General features: G+C 62.6%; 17 protein-coding genes. 5 read left to right on the top strand and 12 right to left on the bottom strand.

From position 1 onward, the window contains the following. Position 1: 1 nt before the first annotated feature. The 4 genes from HMPREF1023_RS09460 to HMPREF1023_RS09445 form a co-directional block, all read right to left on the bottom strand. A complete protein-coding gene (locus tag HMPREF1023_RS09460) occupies positions 2–571 on the bottom strand; it encodes a helix-turn-helix domain-containing protein (protein WP_009306028.1) in 570 nt (189 codons plus the stop codon). A 132-nt stretch (positions 572–703) separates the two neighbouring features. Further along, positions 704–1597: a thiamine pyrophosphate-dependent enzyme gene (locus HMPREF1023_RS09455; protein ID WP_009306027.1), complete on the bottom strand. Its 894-nt coding sequence runs from the start codon at positions 1595–1597 to the stop codon at positions 704–706. A gap of 2 nt (positions 1598–1599) precedes the next feature. Further along, the gene (locus tag HMPREF1023_RS09450; RefSeq protein ID WP_009306026.1) at positions 1600–2808 is read right to left on the bottom strand and encodes a transketolase C-terminal domain-containing protein; all 1209 of its coding nucleotides are present in this window, start codon (positions 2806–2808) and stop codon (positions 1600–1602) included. Further along, a complete protein-coding gene (locus HMPREF1023_RS09445) occupies positions 2805–3992 on the bottom strand; it encodes a 2-oxoacid:acceptor oxidoreductase family protein (protein ID WP_009306025.1) in 1188 nt (395 codons plus the stop codon). The genes HMPREF1023_RS09450 and HMPREF1023_RS09445 overlap by 4 nt, the downstream gene beginning before the upstream one ends. A gap of 297 nt (positions 3993–4289) precedes the next feature. Between HMPREF1023_RS09445 and HMPREF1023_RS09440 the strand changes: the two genes are divergently transcribed. After that, positions 4290–5963 (top strand): lipopolysaccharide biosynthesis protein, encoded by a 1674-nt coding sequence (locus HMPREF1023_RS09440; protein WP_009608163.1) that lies wholly within the window; start codon positions 4290–4292, stop codon positions 5961–5963. Positions 5964–6081: 118 nt separating this feature from the next. Here the strand turns inward: HMPREF1023_RS09440 and HMPREF1023_RS09435 are convergent, their stop codons facing one another. The 3 genes from HMPREF1023_RS09435 to HMPREF1023_RS09425 all read right to left on the bottom strand — a co-directional run bounded on the left by HMPREF1023_RS09435 (position 6082) and on the right by HMPREF1023_RS09425 (position 9902). Next, positions 6082–7263, bottom strand: coding sequence for an MFS transporter (locus HMPREF1023_RS09435; RefSeq protein WP_226844269.1), 1182 nt, complete (start codon positions 7261–7263; stop codon positions 6082–6084). Between the two features lie 226 nt (positions 7264–7489). Next, positions 7490–8554, bottom strand: a complete 1065-nt coding sequence (locus HMPREF1023_RS09430) for an ornithine carbamoyltransferase (RefSeq protein WP_009306022.1) — start codon at positions 8552–8554, stop codon at positions 7490–7492. Positions 8555–8660: 106 nt separating this feature from the next. After that, positions 8661–9902, bottom strand: coding sequence for an agmatine/peptidylarginine deiminase (locus HMPREF1023_RS09425; protein ID WP_009306021.1), 1242 nt, complete (start codon positions 9900–9902; stop codon positions 8661–8663). 228 nt (positions 9903–10130) lie between these two features. Between HMPREF1023_RS09425 and HMPREF1023_RS09420 the strand changes: the two genes are divergently transcribed. After that, complete coding sequence (locus HMPREF1023_RS09420) at positions 10131–10721, top strand: TetR/AcrR family transcriptional regulator (RefSeq protein ID WP_009306020.1); 591 nt, start codon at positions 10131–10133, stop codon at positions 10719–10721. 288 nt (positions 10722–11009) lie between these two features. On the opposite strand, the gene HMPREF1023_RS09415 is transcribed toward HMPREF1023_RS09420, so the two are convergent. Together HMPREF1023_RS09415 and HMPREF1023_RS09410 are read right to left on the bottom strand one after the other, a co-directional pair. Continuing rightward, on the bottom strand, positions 11010–11669 hold the full coding sequence (locus tag HMPREF1023_RS09415) for a LysR family transcriptional regulator substrate-binding protein (RefSeq protein WP_009306019.1): 660 nt from the start codon (positions 11667–11669) through the stop codon (positions 11010–11012). Positions 11670–11683: 14 nt separating this feature from the next. After that, complete coding sequence (locus HMPREF1023_RS09410) at positions 11684–13027, bottom strand: phenylacetate--CoA ligase family protein (protein ID WP_009306018.1); 1344 nt, start codon at positions 13025–13027, stop codon at positions 11684–11686. 491 nt (positions 13028–13518) lie between these two features. On the opposite strand from HMPREF1023_RS09410, the gene HMPREF1023_RS09405 reads away from it, so the two are divergent. After that, positions 13519–14442, top strand: a complete 924-nt coding sequence (locus HMPREF1023_RS09405; protein WP_009306017.1) for a LysR family transcriptional regulator — start codon at positions 13519–13521, stop codon at positions 14440–14442. A gap of 234 nt (positions 14443–14676) precedes the next feature. Here the strand turns inward: HMPREF1023_RS09405 and HMPREF1023_RS09400 are convergent, their stop codons facing one another. Together HMPREF1023_RS09400 and HMPREF1023_RS09395 are read right to left on the bottom strand one after the other, a co-directional pair. After that, positions 14677–16197 carry an IMP dehydrogenase gene (locus tag HMPREF1023_RS09400; RefSeq protein WP_009306016.1) on the bottom strand — a complete coding sequence of 507 codons (1521 nt, stop codon included), beginning with the start codon at positions 16195–16197 and terminating at the stop codon, positions 14677–14679. A gap of 281 nt (positions 16198–16478) precedes the next feature. Next, entirely contained in the window at positions 16479–17939 is a 1461-nt protein-coding gene (locus HMPREF1023_RS09395; RefSeq protein WP_035578781.1) for a LuxR family transcriptional regulator, read from the bottom strand. A 276-nt stretch (positions 17940–18215) separates the two neighbouring features. Here HMPREF1023_RS09395 and HMPREF1023_RS09390 point away from each other — a divergent pair, with 276 nt between their 5' ends. Continuing rightward, positions 18216–20096: an FAD-binding protein gene (locus HMPREF1023_RS09390; RefSeq protein WP_009306014.1), complete on the top strand. Its 1881-nt coding sequence runs from the start codon at positions 18216–18218 to the stop codon at positions 20094–20096. Positions 20097–20167: 71 nt separating this feature from the next. Here the strand turns inward: HMPREF1023_RS09390 and HMPREF1023_RS09385 are convergent, their stop codons facing one another. Next, positions 20168–21559 carry a sodium-dependent transporter gene (locus HMPREF1023_RS09385; RefSeq protein ID WP_009306013.1) on the bottom strand — a complete coding sequence of 464 codons (1392 nt, stop codon included), beginning with the start codon at positions 21557–21559 and terminating at the stop codon, positions 20168–20170. Between the two features lie 464 nt (positions 21560–22023). Here HMPREF1023_RS09385 and HMPREF1023_RS09380 point away from each other — a divergent pair, with 464 nt between their 5' ends. Then, positions 22024–22899, top strand: coding sequence for a MetQ/NlpA family ABC transporter substrate-binding protein (locus HMPREF1023_RS09380; protein ID WP_009608184.1), 876 nt, complete (start codon positions 22024–22026; stop codon positions 22897–22899). Positions 22900–22915: the final 16 nt, after the last annotated feature.

Below are 22915 nucleotides of genomic sequence, written 5' to 3'. Positions count from 1 at the left end.
GCTATGCGGCCTTCGCTTCGCGGCTCTTCGCCAAAAGCTCTATGCATTCGATTTGGCCCTTGATCTCCGATAGCCTCACCTTGTTCAAATGACCTTCGTCGATAATGCGTCGCTTGGCCAACGCCAGCTGCATGAACGCATCCTCGTACACCGCAGCAGAAATCTCGTCCCCTTTTTCCCGTGCGGCGGCACGCAAGCGAGAAACCTCCCCCAGTAACTGAGCAGCCTGTTCGTTCAGCACTTCTTGCTGCAAGGTGATTTCGTACATTTCGTTAATATCCATGATGTCCCCGTCCTCGTCGAAGGTTACCAGAGCGTAGATGATCTGCTCGGCCTTGCCGCGCTGCTCGTGCGACAGCAAATCTCCGTCGCGTTCGAAGCAATCCCGCATGAAGGCCGGGTTGTCGGCTGCGCGAATGAGGTTCGCGTTCGCCTTGCTGGGCGTCTGCCCGTTCTCGTAGCGTACGACGCTCGCCTCACCCAATCCAAGCAAACGAGCGAAACCCTGCTGCGTCAAGCCGTACTTCCTTCGAATGCGCTTGATGTCTTGAGCCGTCAAATCCTTCGACATGAGTCCTCCTATCAATCGTTTGATTGGTAGGAGTATATCATATGATTTGTTTTGTATCCGATAGAATATAAAAATGAAGGGCGCCGCTGCAAACGACGCCCTTCATCTTGCTCGTGCCGATATTGGGTCTCGCTACGCCCAGTCTCTCCGCATGACCTCCCATTTCGCGTCGCGCGCGGCAACCACGCTGGCGACATCCTCGTCGGTAAGAGCCTTGAAGCGGCCTTGACGGCGCAGGTAGGCTTCGACGCTGGCGAACTCGCGCGGGTTGCGGTTGAGCTTGAACGCCCCGCCCTCGTACTCGGCGAGGTACCACAGGCCGCAGTCGACGATGTCCTTCGAGATGTCCACCGTCTCGTCCACGCCGCAGCCCCAGCCCGTCGGGCACGGCGCCATCACGTGGATGTACTTCGTCCCGCGAATGGAGGCGGCGTGCTCCACCTTGCGCATGAAGTCGTTGAGGTAGCCGATGGACGCCGTGGCCGCATAGGGAATGCCGTGCGCGGCCACGATCTCGAACATGTTCTTCTTCTGCGTCAGGCAGCCGCGCATGTTCGACCCGGCAGGCGTGGTGGTGGTCTTGGCGCCGAACGGCGTGAGCGAGCTTTTCTGGATGCCCGTGTTCATGTACGCCTCGTTGTCGTAACAGATGTACAGCACGTCGTCGTTGCGGTCGATGGCGCCCGACAGCGCCTGGATGCCGATGTCGGCGGTGCCGCCGTCGCCGGCGAAGCCCACCACCGTGCAATCGTCGGGTTTCTTGCCCTGCGCGCGCAGGCCGGCCTCGATGCCGGTGAGCACGCTGGCCGTGGCTGCGAACGGCGTGATCATCGCGTTGTTGGCGAAACTGAGCTGCGGGAAGTTGAAGCCGACGGCGCTCATGCAACCCGCAGGCAGCGCGCACACCGCGTTCGGCCCCAGAACCTTGAGTGCCACGCGCACGGCCAACGACCCGCCGCATCCGGCGCACGCCTTATGACCGAAGAAGAACTCGTCGTCCGTGATGTTCTTGGCGTTGACGGCCATGGCTACCGCCCCCTTTCCGCACCGAGCGCATCCGCCGGAGAATCGATCCCGAGGAACGATACGCGCGGCAGCTCGCCCGTCCCCTCGGCCGCCTGTACGAGCATGCGGTACATGCCATGCACTTGCGCTTCCGATATATCGTCGCCGCCCAAGCCGCCCACGAAGTTGTACGTGGGCACGCCCACGGCCGCTTGCTGCAGCGCGGAGTTCACATTCGTGAACACGGTGCCCTCGGCGCCGAACGACACGTCCTTCTCCAGCACTCCCACAGCCTTCGCGCCGCGCAGCGCCTCGGCGATGAGCGCGCTCGGCATGGGACGCAGGTAGCGGATGCGCAGCATGCCCGCGCGCACGCCCTGGTCGCGCAGCTGCCGCACCACCGAGCGCACCAGCCCGGCCGCCGATCCCAGCGTGACCAGTATCACATCGGCATCGTCGCAGTCCAGCGTCTCGATCATGCCGGGATACTGCCGACCGAACACCTCGGCGAACCGCTGCTCCACCTGGGTGACCACAGCGGGCGCGTCCAGCATGTCGCGATGCTCCCAGTACTTGAAGTAGCGGTTGTACTCGGGACCGGCCGAGAAGCCGATGTTCACGGGATGCTCGAAGTCGAACCGGTTGCCCGCAGGCTCGTAGGGTGGCAGGAACGCGTCGGCCTCGGCGGGTTCGGGCACGTCAACCGTCTCGTAGGTGTGCGTGAGCGCGAACCCGTCGAGGTTCACCATAACGGGCGTTGCCACCGCAGGGTTCTCGGCCACCGCGTACGCCATGAGCGCCAGGTCGAGCGCCTCCTGGTTGTCTTCGGCGTACACCTGGATCCATCCATGGTCGAGCAGCGCCAGCGAGTCGCGCTGGTCGCCGTAGATGTTCCACGGCAGCGCGGTTGCGCGGTTCGCGTTCATCATCACGATGGGGAACCGTCCGCCCGCCGCGTAGGTCAGGCACTCGGCCATGTACAGCAAACCCTGGCTCGACGTGGCCGTGAACGTGCGCGCACCCGTAGCCGACGCGCCGATGGCGCACGACAGCGCCGAATGCTCGCTTTCAACGTGCACGTACTCGGCGGCCAGCGAGCCGTCCTCGACCATCTCGCTCAGTCGCTCCACCACCACCGTCTGCGGTGTGATGGGATACGCGGAAATCACCTGCGGGCGCGCCAAGCGCACGCCTTCGGCGAACGCTTCGTCGCCGGAAAGGAACCGTTTCATCGGGCATCCGCCTCGCTTTCAAGGATCATCGTGATCGAGTTGAACTTGCACGCCTTCGCGCAGATGCCGCAGCCCTTGCAGAAGTCGAGGTCGATGGCGACGGGAGCCGTGGGCTGCATGGACGCGCACGCAGGTTCGCCCAGTGAGTCAGCGAGCGTTTCCCCGGTGTCCGAGATCGTGGGGATGGCGGAGGCGAAGCGCGCCCCGCAGGAAGTCCCCTCAGGGGATACTTCGGTACGCGAGCCTTCGGCATCGCCGCGAGATCGGGTGCCGGGGGAAGCCGCAGCGTCGGCTGCTTCCGTCGGCTGGCAAGCCGACGGAACCTTGTACACCGTGCCGTCGGGACAGTAGAGGTAGCACTGGAGGCATCCCGTGCACGACGCCGCGTCGATCACGGGACGCATGTTGCGCCAGCCGGCGTTCTTCACCGTAAGGTAGCCTGCGTCGAAGCACGTGGAATGCGCGAAGTCAGCAGGGTCGAGATTGGCGGAGCGAAGGGCGGGGATGCGAGACGCAGGACGCGGAGATACGACGACGTCGTCCTGAGCGGAGCCGCCGCAGGCGGTCAGACTCGGAGCGCTTTCAGCTGGCGTCGCGCGGGAGCCTTCGTCTTCATGCTGCGCGCGCTCAGGATGACCAGGGGCCTCTTCACGCGGCTCCTGGGCTTCGCCCATCGCCTCCCGTGCCGCATCCACGATCGCGATGTTCTTCGCATGCAGCTTCGCCGGCATGTACTGGCGGATGGCTTCCTGCACGTTCTCGACGCTCACCCGATCGCACAGCGCCGACAGCGCGCCGAGGAACACCGTGTTCGGAATCGGTCGGCCCAGAACGGCCGCCGAGATGCCGTCGGCATCGAGCGCCGCGATGCGCTCGTCGTCGAACATACGCACGCTGTTCACCAGCACGACGCCACCGGGCTTCAGCTCGGTTTCCCAGCCCTCGCCCAGCAGCGTATCGTCGAGGTAGATCACGTAGTCGGCCTTCGCCACGGCGCTGCGGTCGCCGATGGGCTCGTCAGACAGCTTCGTGAACGCCCGCATCGGCGCGCCGCGCCGCTCGGGCCCGAACGACGGAAACGCCAAAGCATGCCGACCGTCGTCGAGCGATGCCGCCGCGCCCAGCAGCCGCGCAGCCGTGAAGGCGCCCTGGCCGCCGCGGCCGTGCCATAGTATTTCGATCATGGACTCTCCCCTTCGCATCTTTGCACGTTGGTCATGCAAGTATACCGCTGCGCACGAGCGCGGACGGCTTCGCGCTCGCCCACATGCCGTCAAACTCCCCCAATTGGGCAAAGCACCTCTCACCCCTCGCGCTTTCCGTCTCTTTCCTCGTCCACGTGAGCGCGCCATGGATTCGCTAAGCGGAGCGCTTCCGTTTGCTGCTGGTATGAATCTTGGCGTAGCGCCCACATGCGAACTTATAATGCTCCTTGAGAGAGAATGGGCATGCGACGCAGCGAAGGAGCCTGACGCGACATCATGGATCGCATTACGCGCAACGACACCAAACACGGTTCGCACGCAAAACAACCGACGGAGCCCTTGCACGACGACACCGTGATCGATGAAACGCCCGCGCCATCTGACACGACGCCGTTCCTCGGCGCTTCTTCGCGTGAGCGCCAGGCAACCAGCAAGCGGCGTAAGCCCAACTTCATCACGAAAGGCGTCAACCGCTGGTGCAACCGCTTGCTGGGCGCGGTATCCGAGCGCTCGCTTGCCGACCAGGAGGAAGAGTACGCCGCGCACCGCACCACGCGCGACTACGTGTGGAATACGGTGGGCGTGGGCGCATGGGGCATGGTGTTCCCCATTCTCACCGTCGTGGTCACGCAGCTCGTGGGCGTGGAGCAGGCGGGCATGTTCTCGCTCGCGTTCGTCACCGGCACGCTGCTCATGATCCTGGCCAACTACGGCGTGCGCACCTACCAGGTGTCCGACGTGACCGAGGAGCATTCGTTCTCGGATTATCAGATCAACCGGTGGATTACCTGCGCGTTCATGGTGCTCGTCGGCGTGGTGTACTGCACGGTGCGCGGCTACGAGAGCCAGATGTTCACCATCAGCCTGGGCGTGTACCTCTACAAGATGGTAGACGGCCTGGCCGACGTGTACGAGGGGCGGCTGCAACAGGTGGACAAGCTGTATCTGTCGGGCGTGTCGCAGGCGTTCCGCTCCGTCGTGGTGCTCGTGGCGTTCTCGCTGTGCCTGCTGATCACCCGCAACCTGGCCGTGTCGTGCGTGGTCATGGCCGTCGCGGCGTTCGCCACCTTCATCGTGCTCACGTTCCCGCTGGCCATGTTCGAGACGCCAAGGTCGAAACGTTGGAACGTCGGCAGCATCGTCGAGTTGTTCAAACAGTGCTTCCCCCTGTTCATCGCGCTGTTCTTGTACGCATTCATCGACAACATGCCGAAGTTCGTAATGGAAGGCGTACTGAGCTACGACAACCAGCTGTACTTCAACGCGCTGTACTTCCCCGCGCAGGGCATCCTGCTGACCGTCGGGTTCATCTACAAGCCGCTGCTCGTGAAGATGGCGAACGTGTGGGCCGACCCTGCGAAGCGCAAGCGGTTCGACCTGATCATCGTCGTGATCATGGCGGTCATCGTCGCGGTCACCGGCGTCACGGCGCTTGCCATGGCATGGATCGGCATTCCCGTGATGAGCTTCTTGTACGGCGTGGACTTCGAGCAATTCCGCGGGCTATGCTACATCATGCTGGCAGCGGGCGGCGTGACGGCGGCGATCGACTTCCTGTACCAAGTGATCACCGTGCTGCGCCAGCAGCGCTCCGTCACGAAGCTGTACGTGATCACGTTCGGATTCGCGTTGTTCGTGCCCATCCTGCTAGTGAACTTCACCGGGCTGCCCGGTGCCGTGATCGGCTACCTCATCGTGATGTGCATCCTGCTCGTGCTGCTGATCTGGGAATACATGCGCATCCGCATGGCGCTGTCGCACGAAAAGACGGCAACGGCCGAGATGCCCCGGCCAATGCGTCCCAGCGAGGCGCGTGCCGAGCGCGCCCGCCGCGAGCAGGTGCGCGCGAAGTGGGGCGCTCACGGCGCGCCGCCCATCAGCGACGACGCCCTCGACTTGGCCGGCAGGCATCGCGCGCTCGACGAGGACGACGACCCGTTACTTCAGTAGCCTGTCGGTTTCAAGCAGGAATGTGCGGATGTCTTTATGGACGACGGAGGACTTGCACAAGAGTAGCGCGCAGAGCGGTGCACCTCTAATTCGAAGGCGCACCGCCCCAGGTTAGCGCTCAATGCAGAGCGACAGGCGTTTCGTCCTCTCCCTCGACCCACTGCAGCTTCTTGCTGGTAGCCTTGATGACCAAGATCAATCCGATTATGGCGACATTCATGACGATGCACAGCCCGAACACCGCATTGAACGTTCCAGTTGCCGAGTAGACAGCGGTCATGATGGGCATGCCGAACGCCCCGGCGATATAAGCCACGCCGCAGACGATACCGAAGATCCGACCGTAATCGCGAGAGCCGAACACGCTCATGAGCAGGCACGTAAGGCCAGCTCCGGCCACCACGTACATAACGTCGTTCACGCCTGCTCCCAGAATGGCGAGCCACGGTTGGCCAGCTGCGAATATGAGCATCACGAACGACAGGATGCTCACGACTACCCACAGCACCAGGGCTATGAACGAGCCGAGCTTGTCGCATGAGGACCCTACGGCAGGGTTGAGGAAGATATCGAACATGGACGCAGCTGAAACCATGATTCCGCCCGTCATCGCGCCAAGGCCGACCTCCACTGCATATGTTGGGAAAAGCTGGTTCATGCACACGGTGATCTGCACGAGGCAGAGGAACAAGACGCAGGCGATGAACGCGGGCGACTTCACCGCAACCTTGAACGGCACGCCTCGCGTGGCCGCGATTTCCACCCCTGCATCTTGACCGATCGATTCGGCTTCGCTGTAACCGTAGGGAAGCATGCCTTTATCCGCGGGCTTGAACCGGATGATGAACACGATAGACGGTATGACTACGAGGGCCGAGACGGCAGCGAGCACCAGGTACCCGTTCCTCCAACCCACAGATTCGATGACGGCGGTGATGACCGGGCTCATGACGACCATGTACACCGAGTTGACCGTCCAAGCCAAGCCGATGGCGAGGCCCGCCTTCTTCCTGAACCATTGATCGATGACGGCTGACATGCAAAGCCCCGTGGTGAAGGACATGCCGAATCCGATGATGAGCCCCGAAAGCAGGAACAGCCAGACATTCGAGTAAAACGCCATGGCCGCGCCAGCCGCCAGTAGAACCGCTGCCACCGCGACATGGGTCCACCGACCGACCACTTTCGGCAAGATCTTGCCGACGCACATCATGCCGACGGCGACCCCCACCAGCGTTGCCGTGAAATAGTAGGAGAACATGTTGTAGTCGATTCCCAGATCCTCGCAGACCGGCGTCATGAAACAGCCTGCGACGACGCTATAGGAACCGGTTGTGCCCGCCGACATGAGTCCAAGGCCGAGCACCAAGATCCAAGCGAACTTTCCTGAGTTCTTCAGAGCATGCGAGCTTTCCATAAGTATCGTTTCCCTTCAAACGATAGCGTCGAAACCGCTGTTCTGCGCGCCGGCCCTTGCTTGGGACCGCACAGGGACACGGCGCGCAAAACGGCTTCGGCATGCGCTTTTACAATCCCAGCACAGCGGCCATGATCGCCTTGATGGTATGCTGACGGTTTTCCGCCTCGCGGAAGATCACCGAGGCGTTCTTTTCGAAGCACTCGTCGGTGATCTCGAGCCCCTCCTCGATGACCGTGCGCTCAAAATCGTTCGGCGCCTGGGCGAGCAATTTTCGGCCTATCTCGTGCTCCGCGTTGTGCACGGAAGGAAGCTCGTGCATGCAGAACACGTCCCTGTTCCCCGTGCGCTCGCACAATTCGCTTGAAACGCGGTACGGAAGCAGATCGTTCACGTCGCCCATCCAAGAATCGTACGCCTCCGGATCGAGAACCTGATCGCTTACATCAGGGCTGCGATAGCGCCAAACTTCCGTGGTGATGACGTCGACGCCCTCGACAGCGGACGCGTCGGTCGTCACCGTGAACTCGCAATCAGGGCTCCAACGCTTGTAAAGCTCGGCGATCTCGTCGACCCAAGGCTGGCGAAGGCGGTAACGCGGGTTCTCAGGTCCGATCACGCGCAGGTTCATGCCCAGGATGGCGCACAGGCGGCCGTAGAAATACGGCATGCCGGAGCAATTGCCCACGTAGGCCATCGTCTTATGGCGGCTCGAGCCCAAACCGCCCCACTGCTCTTCCATCGTAAGGGCGTCGGCCAGCATCTGCGTCGGATGGTCGTCGAGCGTCAGGGCGTTGATGACGGGAATATCGCAATAATCGGCGATTTCGTACAGGAACTCCTCGCGCAGCTGAGCTCGGATGACCAGCAGATCGTACATGCCGGACAGCACGCGGATCGCGTCCTTCATGCTCTCATCGTAGCCCATATGGGAGTTGGTGAGGTACGTGAAGCCCATGCCCAGATCGTTGCACGACGTCTCGAAGGCGCATCGCGTGCGGGTGGAACTCCACATGAAGTTCGCGACGACGTTCTTGCCGCAGAAATGACGCTGGTCGACGCCCGACTTCTTCTGGGCCTTCAGCTCCCATGACAAATTGATCAGATAGCGGAACTGATCGGGCGTAAGATCGCGTAGGTTCAGGATATCGCGTCCAACAAGGTTGCTGTTCATAGTTTCGAGCCTTTCTGATACTATAGGTTTGCTTTACGTGCAGGTCGCGCGGCTTCTGCCAAGAACACCCGCGCGGCTTGCCTTGTCATACGGGTTCGCGCCCGTCTCATCGCGGCTCGGACGCCGCAACGTTCTTCGTCCAGCAATGCACGCCGCCGCCGGTCATGTTCAGCGCCAAGCTGTCCACCATCACCACCGTGCGATCCGGGAAGCACTCCTCGAGAACCGCTTGGGCGGCTTCGTCCTTCCCCTTGATTGCCGGATCCATCCCCTCATGCCAGTAGCGCTGGCCGATGACCACGCCGTTGCAGATGAGGAAATTGCAGTACCCCGTCGAGGCTATGAGATGGATGGGGCCGCCGGGCCACGGCGTGCCGTCGGCGAAGGCGCCGCCCATCTCCATCACGGGCCCCTCGTACAGCCCGTAGTTCTCGTCGTCCTCGGTCAAGACGTAATCGATGGAGATAGGCACGGGCATGCGCTTGATGGCGAACGGGTTGCCATGGACGTCCGTCGCCTTCGAGAGCACATCGTAGGCGGCTTCGATGCGTCGTTTGTTCTCTGCGCCGATCGCGCTTTCCGCCGCCTCATCGTCGGTCACCTCGGCAAGCACGACGGTGTTCGCATCCACGAAGCGGCACAGCTCGTCGATATGGGCCGCGAAGCTGGAGCCGAGGTACGGCACGCCGTCGCGGTATTCCAACGGCCCCATCCTGAAATCGTCGTCTTCTAGCAAAGGCTGTGGGATCCAGATGATCTTCTCCACGTTGTAGAGTCTCTTGAATTCGGCTTCTACCTGCTCTTTCGTAAGACCCGGATTACGTTTGCGCACTTCCGTGTCCTCGATGCACATCATGACGCCCTGACCGTTGAACTCCCGATCCCCTCCTTCGGACACCACATCGGAATTCACCACGTCGAAGATGCCCAAGGACACCCCCATCTGCACGGCGGCGATGCGCGACTGCACGCAGTACGGGTCGTCGGGCGGCAGCGTGCCGTAGTAGCTCCAATTCGGGTTGATCAGGATTCTGCCGCCTCGATCGTCCACCATAACCGTCGGGCCGTTGTCCCGCACATAGAAGTTCGGATCGGCGAATTGCACGAAGCGGATGTCGGCCGTATCGACCCCCTTCTCCGCCAAGCTCGACTTGGCACGTTCGAGAACGCCTTCCGCACCGCAGTTGATATGGAGCGTCACGCCCCCGAACTCCTGCAGCGCTTTGACGATCTCGGCGCACGACCGGCTGTTGTCGTAGCCCTTCATCTGATACGCGTCGGGAATCCATTCCATGAAAACGTCTGATTGGGGTTCGAATTCCCCTGGATGCCGATAGTTTTCCAACACGGGTTCCTCCTCCGTGCCATGGGAAGCGAACGAGTTCGTCCTCTTCCAACACTTCGTATAGTGTTTACCTACCGGTAAGTAAGTAGTACTATAGCAACTGAAGATCCCTTCGTCAACATGAAAAACAGGAGATGCGCGGCAGCCGGGCGAGCAGGCGAGCAACTATATCCGTCCTGCTCACGTATATGCTATTGTTGTACCAGCCCCTTTTGAAGAAAGGCTTGAGCTGTGAGCGAACCTAGCACTCGAGACAAGATAGTGAGCGCCATGTACGCCTTGGTAGCCGAAAAAGGCTACGACAAGGCATCCATGAACCAGGTATGTGCCGCCGTCGGCGTCTCCAAACCGGCGTTGTACTACTATTTCGCATCGAAAGAAGAGCTGTTCTTGGACATGGTGAAAAGCCTGTATCCGGTGCTCGATCCGGACGATACGGAATTCGCCTCGATCGACGACCGGGGAGAGTACTATTCGTATCTGCATGCGATGGGCCGATCGATCCTCGCAAGCTACCACGGGGACGAAGAGCGCCGACGCGTTCTCGCGGAAATCGACATGCAGGCGACGAGAATACCCGCCGTAGCCCAGCATCAGCAACGGCTCACGAAGACCACGATCGAAGCGTTCGCCGCCGTTTTGAAGCACGGCGCGGACATCGGAGCGCTCCCCCCGCGCTTCGATGTCGAGAACGCGGCGCAATACCTGTACGTCATCACTTCGGGTTTCAGCACGCTCGTGGCGCAGAATGCGGACGTCGACGCTGTCGCCGTGTGGAACAAAGCAGTCGACCTGCTCCTTCTGGACGCGAAGCGGCAATAGCAAACGCCGAGATGCGACGCGCGCTTGTCCTAAAAGGGGCTGTCCCCTTTTAGGACAAGCGCAGGCAAGAGGGTTCACGCGCCGCGAACGAGAGCGCAACCCGCGGATGTTTCACGTGAAACATCCGTTCGCTGTTGCTCGACCTGCGGATCGCAGACGACACGCGCCCCGCAGGAAGTCCCCGCAGGGGATGCTTCGGTACGCGAGCTTGCGGGATCGCGCGAAGATGGGGTGCCAGAGCGGCCCGCAGCGTCGGCTTGTTTCGGCGGCCGGCAGGCCGCCGAAACCCTAGAACCGCGCGTACTTCTCGAGGTTCTTCTTGAGGGTGTCGACGAAGCGCTGGCCGATGTCGCTGAGCGCTTCGCCCTTGCGCACCACGTAGCCAAGGTGCAGCTTCACGTCGGTGTCCAGCGGCACGGTGTTCAGACCCGCGCCGTCGGAGATGCCCACGAGGATGCCGCTGGTCACGGTGTAGCCGTTCAGCGCCACGATCAGCTCGGACAGCGACGCGCGGTCGGTGCAGGCGATGCTCTTGGCGCGCGGCACGCTGGCCAGCGCTTCCTCGGCGAACGCGACCGGCGAATCCTCGTCCTGCTCGAAATACAGGTACGGGAAATCCTCCATGTCCTCCAGCGACAGGCTGGAGGCGTTCACCATCGGGTGGCTCTTCGGCAGCGCCACGCGCGGAGCCGACTGGATGAGCTCGACGAATTCGAGGCCCGCGGCATCGAGCGCGGCGTTCACCTCGTCGGCCGTGGCCGACGTCTGGAACAGCACGCCCAGCTCGCTCCTCCCGCCGGCGACGTCGTCGATGACGCCCTGGGTGGTGCGGTCGCGCAGCGCGTAGGCGTACGCGTCGCCGCCCAGCGCCAGCACGGTGTGGGCGAACGTCTGCACATTGAACAGGTAGTGCTGCCCGGAAACGGCGAAGGTGGTTTCAACAGTCATAAGTGGTTCCTTCCCTAGCGCGTGACGCAGCCGCGCTCGTCGATGAAACGCGAGGCCTTGTGTTCGGACGACGTGCCCAGCTTGCCTGCATCATACACGATAACCTTGGCAGGACGCACGCCGGTGTGCGCCTTGAGCGCGGCTTCCGTGCGGCTTGCCACCTCGTCGTACGGCTCGTCGCTGCCCAGCGAGCGCTCGACGGACACTTCGTACTTGCAGGTGAAGTTCTTCTCGTACACACGGATGGAGTACTCACCCGTGAGACCGTCCAGACCGCGCACCACGTACTCGATGTCGCTGGGGAACACGTTGACGGCGCCCACGATGAACATCTCGTCCTTGCGGCCGGTCACGTGGATGCGCGCCAGCGTGCGACCGCATTCGCAGGTGTCAGTGCTCACGTAGCCGATGTCGCCCGTGCGGAAACGGATCATCGGGCGAGCCTTCTTGCACAGCGTCGTGTACACAAGCTCGCCCGTCTCGCCCGGGGCCAGCACTTCGCCGGTCGTCGGATCCACCGTCTCCACGAGGATCTGGTCTTCCACGATGTGCAGGCCGTCATGCGCCTCGCACGCGGCGGCGCAGGCGCCGTAGATGTCGGACAGACCGTAGAAGTCGACCACCTTCGCGCCCCAGAGGTTCTCGATGGCCTCGCGCGTGGACTTGATGGAGCCACCCGCCTCGCCGGCCACGATGATGGTGTGGATGTTGAAGTCTTCCTTGGGGTCGAAGCCCTTCTCCTTGGCGATCTCGCCGAGGTGCCACGCGTAGGACGGCGACGTCCAGATGATGGTGGGCTGGTACTGCTTGAGCACGAACAGCAGGCGGTCGGACGGCACGGCGCCCACCCAGATGGCCAGCGCGCCCAGGCGCTGCGCGCCGATGACGTCGGGGCCGCCCACGTACAGGGCGAAGTTCAGGCCGTGCACGTAGCGGTCGTTCGGGCGCATGCCCGCCTGCCAGAACAAACGAGCCTCGGTGTCCTGCCACAGGTCGAAGTCCTCCTGCGTGAAGGGGCTGACCGTGGGCACGCCCGTCGAGCCAGACGAGGTGGCCATGAAGATGACCTCTTCCTCGGGCACGGAGCACATCTCGCCGAAGAAGCTGCCCACATGCTGCGTCTCGCGCTCCGTCTTCTTGTCGCAGAAGGGGAACTTCGCGATGTCGTCGAGCGATTCGATGTCGCCCGGCTTCACGCCGGCCTCGTCGAACGCGCGCTTGTAGTACACTGTGTTGTCGTATGCGTAGGCCACCATGTCCTTCAGGCGCTCAAGCTGCAGCGCCTCAAGCTCCGGCCGCGGCATGCATTCGATCTCCGGATCATAGTACTTCTGATCGTAGGGGATGTCCTTCGCCATGGTTGCTCCTTGTTCGTTTGCGTTTCGCTTCTCGTGTCGCCGCTGCGGGCCGTGAGCCCGCAAGCTTTTGCGCGCCTGCACGTTCCGGGCGCGTTCGCACATGCGAGCCGCGCGCTTGCGCTCCGGCGCCCACCCTGCGCGCTTGGCCCCGCCGAGTTAAGCATCGCGAATGTTTCACATGAAACATTCGTTCGCTACCAGGGTTTATGCGCGCAATGCAGCGTATTGCATGAAACCACGAACGCGACTCAAACACAACCTTTCGGGTCATTCGATGTTTTGATGGTTTGCTATCGATGGAGCAGATAACTGGGTACAATAGGAGGAAGAACGTCGAGCAGGGACGAAGGGTTCGCGGCTGACGCCGCACGGGATCCTTCGACTTCGCGGCTTCGCCGCTCCGCTCAACAGAGTGGGCGGCTTGCACCCGCTCAGGATGACGGGGCGGGCGGCTTGCGTTCGCTCGCTTTCCACGACAGGATGGAGCCACCATGACCTTGCAGCAGCTGCGCTACCTCATCGCCATCGCGGAGTACGGCTCCATCAACGCGGCAGCGCAGAACCTGTACGCGTCGCAGTCGAACCTCTCGACCGCCATCAAGGAGCTTGAGCAGGAGCTGGGCATCACCGTGTTCACGCGCAGCAACCGCGGCGTGACGCTGACGAACGACGGCACCGAGCTTCTGGGCTACGCGCGCCAGGTGATCGAGCAGGCCGACATGCTGGAGATGCGCTACGCCGATAAAGGCTCCACCCACCTGCGGCTGGCCGTGTCCACGCAGCACTACGCGTTCAGCGTGCAGGCGTTCGTGAACGTAGTGGAAGGCTGCAAGGGCGAGGAGTACGAGTTCATCCTGCGCGAAAGCACCACGGCCGAGATCATCGACGACGTGCGCACGTTCCGCAGCGAAGTGGGCATCCTGTACACCGACGACTTCAACCGGCGCGTGCTGCAGAAGGCGTTCGACGACGCCGACGTGGCCTACGCTCCCCTGTTCGACGCGCGCGTGCACGTGTTCGTGGGCGAACACCACCCGCTGGCGGGAAAGGCGCTGCTGCGACCCGACGACCTGGCCGACTATCCGCGCTACTCGTTCGAACAGGGCACCACGAACTCGTTCTACTATTCCGAAGAGCCGCTCAGCCACCTGCCACACAAGCGCAACATCCGCATCTCCGACCGCGGCACGCTCACCAACCTGCTGACCAGCTACAACGGCTACACCCTGTCCACCGGCGTGCTGTCGGCCGAGATGCACTCGGGCATCGCCAGCATTCCGTTGGACGCGGACGAGACGATGCAGGTGGGCTACATCATGCACAACGAGCGCCGCCCGAGCGACCTGCTGCTGCGCTACATCGACGAACTCCACGCCATCATCGGCGCCGACCCCACCGTAGAGCCGCACCTTTAGCACAAGTGTTTCACGTGAAACACTTGTGCCACCCCCTCGCGGCCCTGCGCACGCCTGTCCTCGAAGCCCCGGAGCATCGCAGCTCAACGCGTTCTCATCGCGACTCGCGTGCGCTCCCGCCCCTCACGGCCCAACGCGCTCGGGCACCCTCAAAGCCCCCATCCCTCGTGCACACAAAAAACGCCGCCCGTTCGTCCGGGCGGCGTTTCCAGTGCGTGTTCCGAGCAGACAGGTTTAGTGGATGCTGCTGCTCACGTAGGGGGTCTTGTCCTTCAGCACCACGTCGTGTGCGCCGCCCTCGACGATGGACGTGGACGAGACGATGGTCAGCTTCGCCTTCTCCTGCAGCTCGGGGATGGTCAGCGCGCCGCAGTTGCACATCGTGGACTTCACCTTCGACAGCGTGAGGTCGACGTTGTCCTTCAGCGAGCCGGCGTACGGCACGTAGCTGTCGACGCCCTCCTCGAACGACATGCCCTTCTTGTCGCCGCCCAGGTCGTAGCGCTGCCAGTTGCGCGCGCGGGCCGAACCCTCGCCCCAGTACTCCTTCATGTAGGAGCCGTTGATGTTCACCTTGTTCGTGGGACTCTCGTCGAAGCGGGCGAAGTAGCGGCCCAGCATGACGAAGTCGGAGCCCATGGCCAAAGCCAGCGTCAGATGATGGTCGTACACGATGCCGCCGTCGGAGCAGATGGGAATGTACACGCCCGTCTCCTCGAAGTACTCGTCGCGCGCCTTCGCCACCTCGATGGTAGCGGTGGCCTGGCCGCGGCCGATGCCCTTCTGCTCGCGCGTGATGCAGATGGAGCCGCCGCCGATGCCCACCTTGATGAAGTCGGCGCCCGCGTCGGCCAGGAAGCGGAAGCCCTCGGCATCGACCACGTTGCCGGCGCCCACCTTCACGTCGTCGCCGTAGTGCTCGCGGATCCACTCGATGGTGAACTTCTGCCAGTCGGAATAACCCTCGGAGCTGTCGATGCACAGCACGTCGGCACCGGCCTCCACCAGCGCCGGCACGCGCTCGGCGTAGTCGCGCGTGTTGATGCCCGCGCCCACCATGTAGCGCTTGTGCGCGTCCAACATCTCGTTGGGATTCGACTTATGAGAGTCGTAGTCCTTGCGGAACACCAGGTACATGAGGCAATCGTCGTCGTCCACCACGGGCAGGGAGTTCAGCTTGTTGTCCCAGATGATGTCGTTGGCAACCTTGAGGCTGGTGTCGGCCGGAGCCACGATCATCTTCTCGCGCGGGGTCATGAAGTCGGCCACCTTCGCGTCCATGGACATACGGGACAAACGGTAGTCACGATCGGTGACCACGCCCACCAGCTTGCCGTGCGCCGAACCGTCGGCGGTGACGGGCATGGTGGAGTGACCGTGCTCCTCCTTGAGGGCTACCACGTCGGCCAGCGTCATCTCGGGAGAGAGGTTCGCGTCGCTGGTGACGAAGCCGGCCTTGTAGTCCTTGACGCGAGCGACCATAGCGGCCTGGTCCTCGATGGTCTGGGAGCCGTACACGAACGACAGGCCGCCTTCGGTAGCAAGCGCGATGGCCATGCCGTCGTCGGACACGGCCTGCATGATGGCGGACACCATGGGGATGTTCAACGAGATGGCGGGCTCTTCGCCGCGCTTGAACTTCACGAGCGGCGTCTTCAGGCTGACTTCGGCGGGAATGCACTGGGCCGAAGAATAGCCGGGAACGAGCAGGTACTCGTTAAAGGTTCGGGACGGCTCGTCGAAATAGTATGCCATGAACTCCTCCATCTGCGGTCGGTGCGGTGTCGGGGTGCCGCGAGGCGCATATCGCTTCGCCGTGCATCCGTTACTCAGGTGTTACCCGCTATTATAGCCACGCAAACCCCGCTCACGCGAGCAATCCCCAAGGAATATGGAGAAAAATATGCGGTACGTTGCTCGAGCCGACGCGGCCGCGCTTCTTGCGCCTTCACTCAGAGCGTTCCGTTGCCGATGCGACGCTTTGCGCGCACGGCTTGACGCCAACGCCGGCCCCTCTCCGTCGTCCTTGAGGCTTTCTACCCGTCTTTCCCGTTTCTCCCTTGTCGCTCGACGACGCTCATAAGCTCTTGCTTGGAATGGACGCCTGTTTTCGCGTAGACGCGCTTGATGTGTGCCCATACGGTGTTCTCCGAAATGATCAACGTCTCGGCGATGAACCTGGCCGAGCGACCGCGCGCTAAGTAGCCCAATATCTCGCGTTCGCGCGGCGTCAGCTCGAACCGCGCCGCAACGGCATCGACGCCAGCACCCAGCGCGTCATCGACGGTAGGAACGGAGCCCGCGCTTGGCGCACCCGCCTCGCGTTCGCTCGCCGTAGCATGGGAAGCGTCCTGCGGATGCGCGCGGCGCAACGCGACCACCAGCACGATGGCCAACGGGTAGATGGCCGCGAACGCGAGCAGCGTCAACAACGACAGCCCGTAATCGGCGCTGAGCGCGCCCAGAACGCCGCCTATGGACAGGCCGATCACCAAGAACAGACCCGAGCCGCCCAGGTACACGCTTGACAGCACATAGCTCGACATGCGCAACGTGCGTGCACGATCGACTATGAACAGCAGGAACACCATGCCGCACACGTCGTAGCACGTGATCATGACGAGACCGGCCAGCCCGCCGAGCGCTTCGCCGAAAAACGGCAGCAACGAGAGGATCGCCAGCATCGCGGGCAGACAACCCTTGTAGACGGCCGTGGGATCGGGATGTCGCATGGTGAGCCCTGCCACCAACGCGGTGATCGCCGTGGCCGCCACCAGCGGCATCCACATGTTCACATCGCCTACGATGCTCTCGGACTGCGAGCCCAGTACCGTGGTGTGCAGGATGCCCACAACGCCCACGAGCACGAACAGGCATAAGAACGCCTGCAGCAACGAGAGGCGATCGCCGCGGTTCGCCGGAAGAAGCTCGTCGCGCTCGGCAAACGAGAGCATGCGCTTGAGTCGCACGAGCAGGCAGGCCGAAACGACCACCGCCACAATGGAGAGCACGCTTGCCGCAAGCGACCCCAAAAGCGGTAGCACCGACACCAGCACGCATTGAACGATCAGCCCACCCACGATTTGGTAGACGCCGTAAGCGGCATCGGGCTCCGCAACGAACGCCTCGAGCCATGCAGCATTGAGCACCGTGAGCGCGAACCCGCACAGCACGCCGTAGAACACGGCCGTCGCCGCGAACGGCAGCCCCGCCATTACGCCGGTAGCGCTCAAAAAGAACCCGACGAGCAACGCGATCACAGCCGGAACTTGCGATAGCGCACCCGGACGAAGCCGTCCTGCGCGCACGAGCGCGATGATCGCAAGCGCCGTCGCAAACGAAATCGCGTTCATCGCGAACATGAAATCAAGCTCGGACACGAATCCGACAGTAGAGGACACCGAGCCCATCGCCGTAATGTAGGCAACCGAAATCGCGGTCTTGCACAGACCGAAACCGAGCGCCCCAAGGGCTATGCCTGCATGCTTGCTTGTCACGCGATTTCCTCCCGAACGCATTGTACCTTGTCTTGCGCGCGGCGACGGGGGCGTCGAATGGAAAACCATCTGCAGCCTTCATATACGAATGACATTGACCAGGCACGATGCAAAAAATAACCGAAAATGGGCGAGGCGGAAACCGTCCGTTTCGATACATGCACCGATAATCGGGGTCGACTCCGACAACCTCGCCTGGCGATACTCGCGTTGTTCATTTCGGCGAGGCACGGCGATCACGAAGCCACGCCGACCAATCGAGGAGGGAGCAACACTATGGAACTCAATCGCAGGGACTTTCTCAAGGGGTCGCTCGCATTCGGCGGCGTCGCCGCACTGGGCGGTCTAGCGGGATGCGCGACGCCGCAACAGGCGAGCAACGACTCGGCGAAAGACGCCAAACCGGAGAAGAAAAGCGTGCCCGACAGCTTCACCGACGGCAAATGGATAGGCTCGGCTATGGGCCACGACGACGACCTGTTCGTGCAGGTGACCGTCGCGGGCGGCGACATCGCAGGCATCAGCGTGCTGCGCTGCGACGACACCATCGGCATCGGATCCACGGCCGCTCCGATGATGGCAACGAGGATTCTCGAAGCCAAGAACATCGACGTGGACACAGTCACCGGTGCCACCACCACATCGATGGCCGTGCAAAGCGCTGTAGCCGACGCCATCACGAACGCCGGCGGTAATCCGAAGGACTTCCGCCTAGGCGCCGCAACCCCCAGCGGCGGCGCCGCGCAGACCGCCGACGTGGACGTGGCGTTCATGGGCGCCGGCACCGCAGGCCTCGTTGCAGCGACGCGACTGCTGGAAGCCGGGAAAACGGTGGTGCTCTTCGAGAAGCAGGACATTGCCGGCGGCTCCATGCCCATGACGTACTCGGGCGTCGCCGCCGCCGAATCGCAGCTGCAAGCGAACTACGCGCTCGGCAGGGCCGACGACAATCCCATGTACAACAAGCAAGCTATGTTGGCAGTCATGCAGAAGTACCTCGTTCCCGAAAACGACCGCTTCGACGGCGCGATGCCGTACCAAACGGCCATGTACTCGAACTCCGGACAACTGGTGGATTGGATGCACGGCATCGGCGTGGGCTTCTACAGCTTGGGCGTGAACAAGGCGTACGGCGTGACGCCGTATTTGGCTCCCGGCTGCTACATGGGCGGCTGCGGATACGCGAAGGACTACCTGGTCGATCGCATCGGTGCGCTTGGCGGACAGATCGTATACGCGACGAAGGTGACCGAACTCGTGCAGGATGCCGACGGTCGCGTGACCGGGCTCAAAGCTGAAGGGCGTGACGGCTCTACCTGGACCGTCACAGCGAAGGCCGTATGCCTCACGTCGGGAGGGTTCGCGGCCAACCCGGACATGATCAAGGAGCACTACCCTCAGTACGCCGACTTCAAGTTCAATTGCGCACCCGGCTCCACCGGCGATGGCATCGAGCTGGGACAGAAGGCGGGAGGCGCTATCGAGTGCATGGGTCGCGACCTAGGCGCATTCCTGTCCACCACGAACCAGGCCGGATCGAACTTCGAGATCGCCTTCTTGTACCAGACCACGCCAGGCATCCTCGTGAACGCGTCGGGCAAGCAGTTCGGCAATATCATGTCGGATAACCACGGCGTGCTTGGGCGGGCGCTTCTCGATGAAACGAACGGGGGGAAGTTCTTCTACGTCACCGACGAAGCGGGCCGCATCACCACGAACAAGAACGAGCTGTACGCCATGGATACCTACAAATGCCTCGAGCACCGCGGCGACATGGTGCACTACGATTCCGTGGAGGCTGCTGCCGAGGAGCTGGGGCTGACCGACCTCGCTGCCACTCTCGATACGCATAACGCCCACGCGCTCGCCGGCGAGGAAGACGAGTTCGGACGCAAGAAGCTGCCCTACCTCGACACGCATGATGGCGTTTGGGTAGTGTCCTGCATCCCCACGTTCTACCTGACCACGGGCGGTTTGGCCATCGACACCGAAGGACACGTGCTGAGCGACTCGGGCGAAGCCGTCGCCGGACTGTACGCGGCGGGCGACGTATGCGGATCCATCGAGGAGAAGGACGGCCGACCCTACGCGATGGGCTTCGACGCCGCCATGAACTACGGCTACCTCATGGCAGAAACCGTGAAGGGCGAGATCTAAGTTGCACCGAAACCTTTAGACTTCTCCCCGCTCCGCTCGGCCCGCGGCGCCCTCCCTCCGGCGCCGCGGGCCTACCCCAGCCCCAGCCAGGTTTGCACGATGGGTACGTAGCCGGCCACGAACACCGCCAGGATGAGCACGGGCAGCGCGAAGCGCACGTAGCCGCGAGCCCAGCGAGGAAAGCGCGTGCCCTCGCCCGTGTCGGCCTCGCGCAGAAACGCATCCCAACCCCAGCCCCGCTTGGACGTGCAGAACAGCAGGAACACCAGAGCGCCCAGCGGCAGCACGTTGTTCGACATGAGGAAGTCCTCGATGGCCTGGATATTGCCGATACCCGGCACCTCCACGCCCGCCCACACGTTGAAGCCCAGTACGCACGGCAGCGACAACAGCGCCAGCGCGATGCCGTTCACCAGGCAAGCGCGGTTGCGCGACCAGCCCCACTCGTCCATGCTGAAGCTCATGATGTTCTCGAACACCGCCACCACCGTGGACAGCGCGGCGAAGCTCATGAACAGGAAGAACAGCGTGCCCCACAGCTGCCCCACCGGCATCTGGCTGAACACGCTGGGAAGCGTGATGAACACCAGGCCGGGGCCGCTGCCCGGCTCCACCCCGAACGCGAAGCACGCCGGGAAGATGATGAGGCCCGCCATGATGGCCACGAGCGTGTCCAGCCCCGCGACGCGCAGCGCCTCGCCCGTAAGGCGGTAGCGTTTATCGATGTAGCTGCCGAAGATGGACATGGACCCCACGCCCACCGACACCGTGAAGAACGCCTGGCCCATAGCCGCGAACACGGCATCGACGAACGTCCCCCACCCGCCTTCGAACAGCTTCGCGAAATCGGGCATGAGATAGAACGACAGGCCCTCTTCGGCGCCCGGAAGCGTGACCGCGCGCACCACCAGCACGGCAAGGACGGCGAACAGGGCGGCCATCATCGTCTTCGTAATGCGCTCCACGCCGTTGCGCAAGCCGGCCCGCGTCACTAACACGCCTATCAGCACTACGACCAGCATGAACGCGACCATCATAAGCGGGTCGGCCAGAAGCCCGTTGAACACCCCTTCGACGGCGCCGGCGTCCAGGCCCTCGAACGTGCCCGCGCCGCTGAACGCCATGAACGCCAGCATCCATCCGGCAACCGTGGTGTAGAACATCATCAGCAGGTAATTGCCCGCAAGGGCCGCCCACTTGAACCGATGCCATTTCGACCCGGCCGGCTCCAGCTCGTCGAAGCTGCGCGCGACGCCCTTCTGGCTCGCCCGGCCCACCGCGAACTCCATCACGAGAATGGGCAGCGCGAACACCACCAAGAACAGCAAATACAAAAGCACGAATGCCGCGCCCCCGTACTGCCCCACGATGTAAGGGAAGCGCCACACGTTCCCCAGCCCGATGGCGCATCCCGCGCTGATCAGGATGAACCCTAAACGGGATCCGAATTTCTCACGTACCATACGTCCTCGCTTATCGAAAGCGCCCAGACTGAACAGTCCGGACGCGCAAAAAACAATGCGAGCAGTGTAGCGGAAGACGGCAATGAAGCCAATTGGCAGTTCGGCAGCGCACGGTGCACGGCCTGCCCTAACCGTGCACCTGCCCGCCCTTTACCTGCGTAGACGACTTTACCGTTAACCGAGTTATCTGTTTATCAGATGACTGCTGTCCAAAACTACGAATGACCAAACCCCTTGTTTCAATCTAGGCATCCGTTGATAATGCTTTCACCCCACTGAAGAGAGGAGAGCCCGTGCTCATGCGAATGCAATCGCCCCAACCCACGCGCCCTGGTGCCTGCCTTCATCTGCATTCAGTTCTCCCGCTGCCATAAGCGCGCCGAGAGCATTGCATGCGAAGACGGGAAGCCTATGGCTTCTTTTTTTACCCTTAGCACCCCTCATCGAGACAAAGGACCAAACCCATGACTATCCGCACCGCTTCACATGAAACCCCCGCCGGATCGCGCTCGTCGCGAGCCCGCCGCGCCGCCGCAGCCCTTGTCGCCTGCTTGGCCGTCGCCCTGCTCATCCTGCCCGGCTGTACGTCGACCGGCGGCTCCAATGCCGAAACTATCCGAGTCGGCGTGTGCGCAGGACCCTATCAAGACATGTTCGAGCAGGCCATCGAACCCTCTCTGACCGAGCAGGGCTACTCGGTTAAGTACGTCGAATTCTCCGACTACGTGCAGCCGAACAATGCTCTGGCCGACGGCGAGATCGACCTCAACCTGTTCCAGCATGCGACCTATTTGGAGAGCTTCTCCAAACAGCACAACCTCGACCTCGCATCCATCGTCGAGGTGCCCACCGCCGCCATGGGCGTGTTCCTGGGCAAAGCCGGCTCGCTCGATCAACTGCCCCCGAACGCAACCGTCGCCATTCCCAATGACGACACCAACCTGTCGCGAGCGCTGCGCGTGCTGCAGCAGGCGGGCCTCATCACGCTGGATGCCTCCGTCGACCCCGCGAAAGCAGGGGTGAACAACATCGCGGAGAACCCGCGTGGCCTTTCCTTCCAGCAGGTCAACGCTGAAGTGCTGCCCACCGTGCTGGACAGCGTGGACGTCGCGGTGATCAACGGCAACTACGCCATCGGCGCCGGCCTCGACCTTGCCGACGCGGCTTACGTCGAGCAGCTGTCCGAGGGATACTACAACGTCATCGCCGTGCAGGGCGCCGATGCCGACGCCGAATTCGCCCAGGCTGTGAAAGGAATCGTGCAATCCGATGCGTTCAAAAGCGTCATCGACGACCCCGACAACATCTTCGCCGGCTTCGGCAAGCCCAGCTCGTACTAGGCAATCGTCGCAAAGG

It is taken from the genome of Eggerthella sp. 1_3_56FAA (genome assembly GCF_000185625.1).
Taxonomy (GTDB): Bacteria; Actinomycetota; Coriobacteriia; order Coriobacteriales; family Eggerthellaceae; genus Eggerthella; species Eggerthella lenta.
The sequence above is the reverse complement of the archived record's forward strand: the minus strand, read 5'-3'. Positions and strand labels throughout refer to the sequence as shown.

What these genes read in the sequence shown, in the direction of transcription:
- HMPREF1023_RS09455 (WP_009306027.1), bottom strand. Translation starts at nt 1,597, where the DNA reads ATGGCCGTCAACGCCAAGAACATCACGGACGACGAGTTCTTCTTCGGT.
- HMPREF1023_RS09450 (WP_009306026.1), bottom strand. Translation starts at nt 2,808, where the DNA reads ATGAAACGGTTCCTTTCCGGCGACGAAGCGTTCGCCGAAGGCGTGCGC.
- HMPREF1023_RS09460 (WP_009306028.1), bottom strand. Translation starts at nt 571, where the DNA reads ATGTCGAAGGATTTGACGGCTCAAGACATCAAGCGCATTCGAAGGAAG.
- HMPREF1023_RS09390 (WP_009306014.1), top strand. Translation starts at nt 18,216, where the DNA reads ATGGAACTCAATCGCAGGGACTTTCTCAAGGGGTCGCTCGCATTCGGC.
- HMPREF1023_RS09435 (WP_226844269.1), bottom strand. Translation starts at nt 7,263, where the DNA reads ATGACGCCGGTCTGCGAGGATCTGGGAATCGACTACAACATGTTCTCC.
- HMPREF1023_RS09415 (WP_009306019.1), bottom strand. Translation starts at nt 11,669, where the DNA reads ATGACTGTTGAAACCACCTTCGCCGTTTCCGGGCAGCACTACCTGTTC.
- HMPREF1023_RS09380 (WP_009608184.1), top strand. Translation starts at nt 22,024, where the DNA reads ATGACTATCCGCACCGCTTCACATGAAACCCCCGCCGGATCGCGCTCG.
- HMPREF1023_RS09410 (WP_009306018.1), bottom strand. Translation starts at nt 13,027, where the DNA reads ATGGCGAAGGACATCCCCTACGATCAGAAGTACTATGATCCGGAGATC.
- HMPREF1023_RS09430 (WP_009306022.1), bottom strand. Translation starts at nt 8,554, where the DNA reads ATGAACAGCAACCTTGTTGGACGCGATATCCTGAACCTACGCGATCTT.
- HMPREF1023_RS09400 (WP_009306016.1), bottom strand. Translation starts at nt 16,197, where the DNA reads ATGGCATACTATTTCGACGAGCCGTCCCGAACCTTTAACGAGTACCTG.
- HMPREF1023_RS09405 (WP_009306017.1), top strand. Translation starts at nt 13,519, where the DNA reads ATGACCTTGCAGCAGCTGCGCTACCTCATCGCCATCGCGGAGTACGGC.
- HMPREF1023_RS09385 (WP_009306013.1), bottom strand. Translation starts at nt 21,559, where the DNA reads ATGGTACGTGAGAAATTCGGATCCCGTTTAGGGTTCATCCTGATCAGC.
- HMPREF1023_RS09440 (WP_009608163.1), top strand. Translation starts at nt 4,290, where the DNA reads ATGGATCGCATTACGCGCAACGACACCAAACACGGTTCGCACGCAAAA.
- HMPREF1023_RS09445 (WP_009306025.1), bottom strand. Translation starts at nt 3,992, where the DNA reads ATGATCGAAATACTATGGCACGGCCGCGGCGGCCAGGGCGCCTTCACG.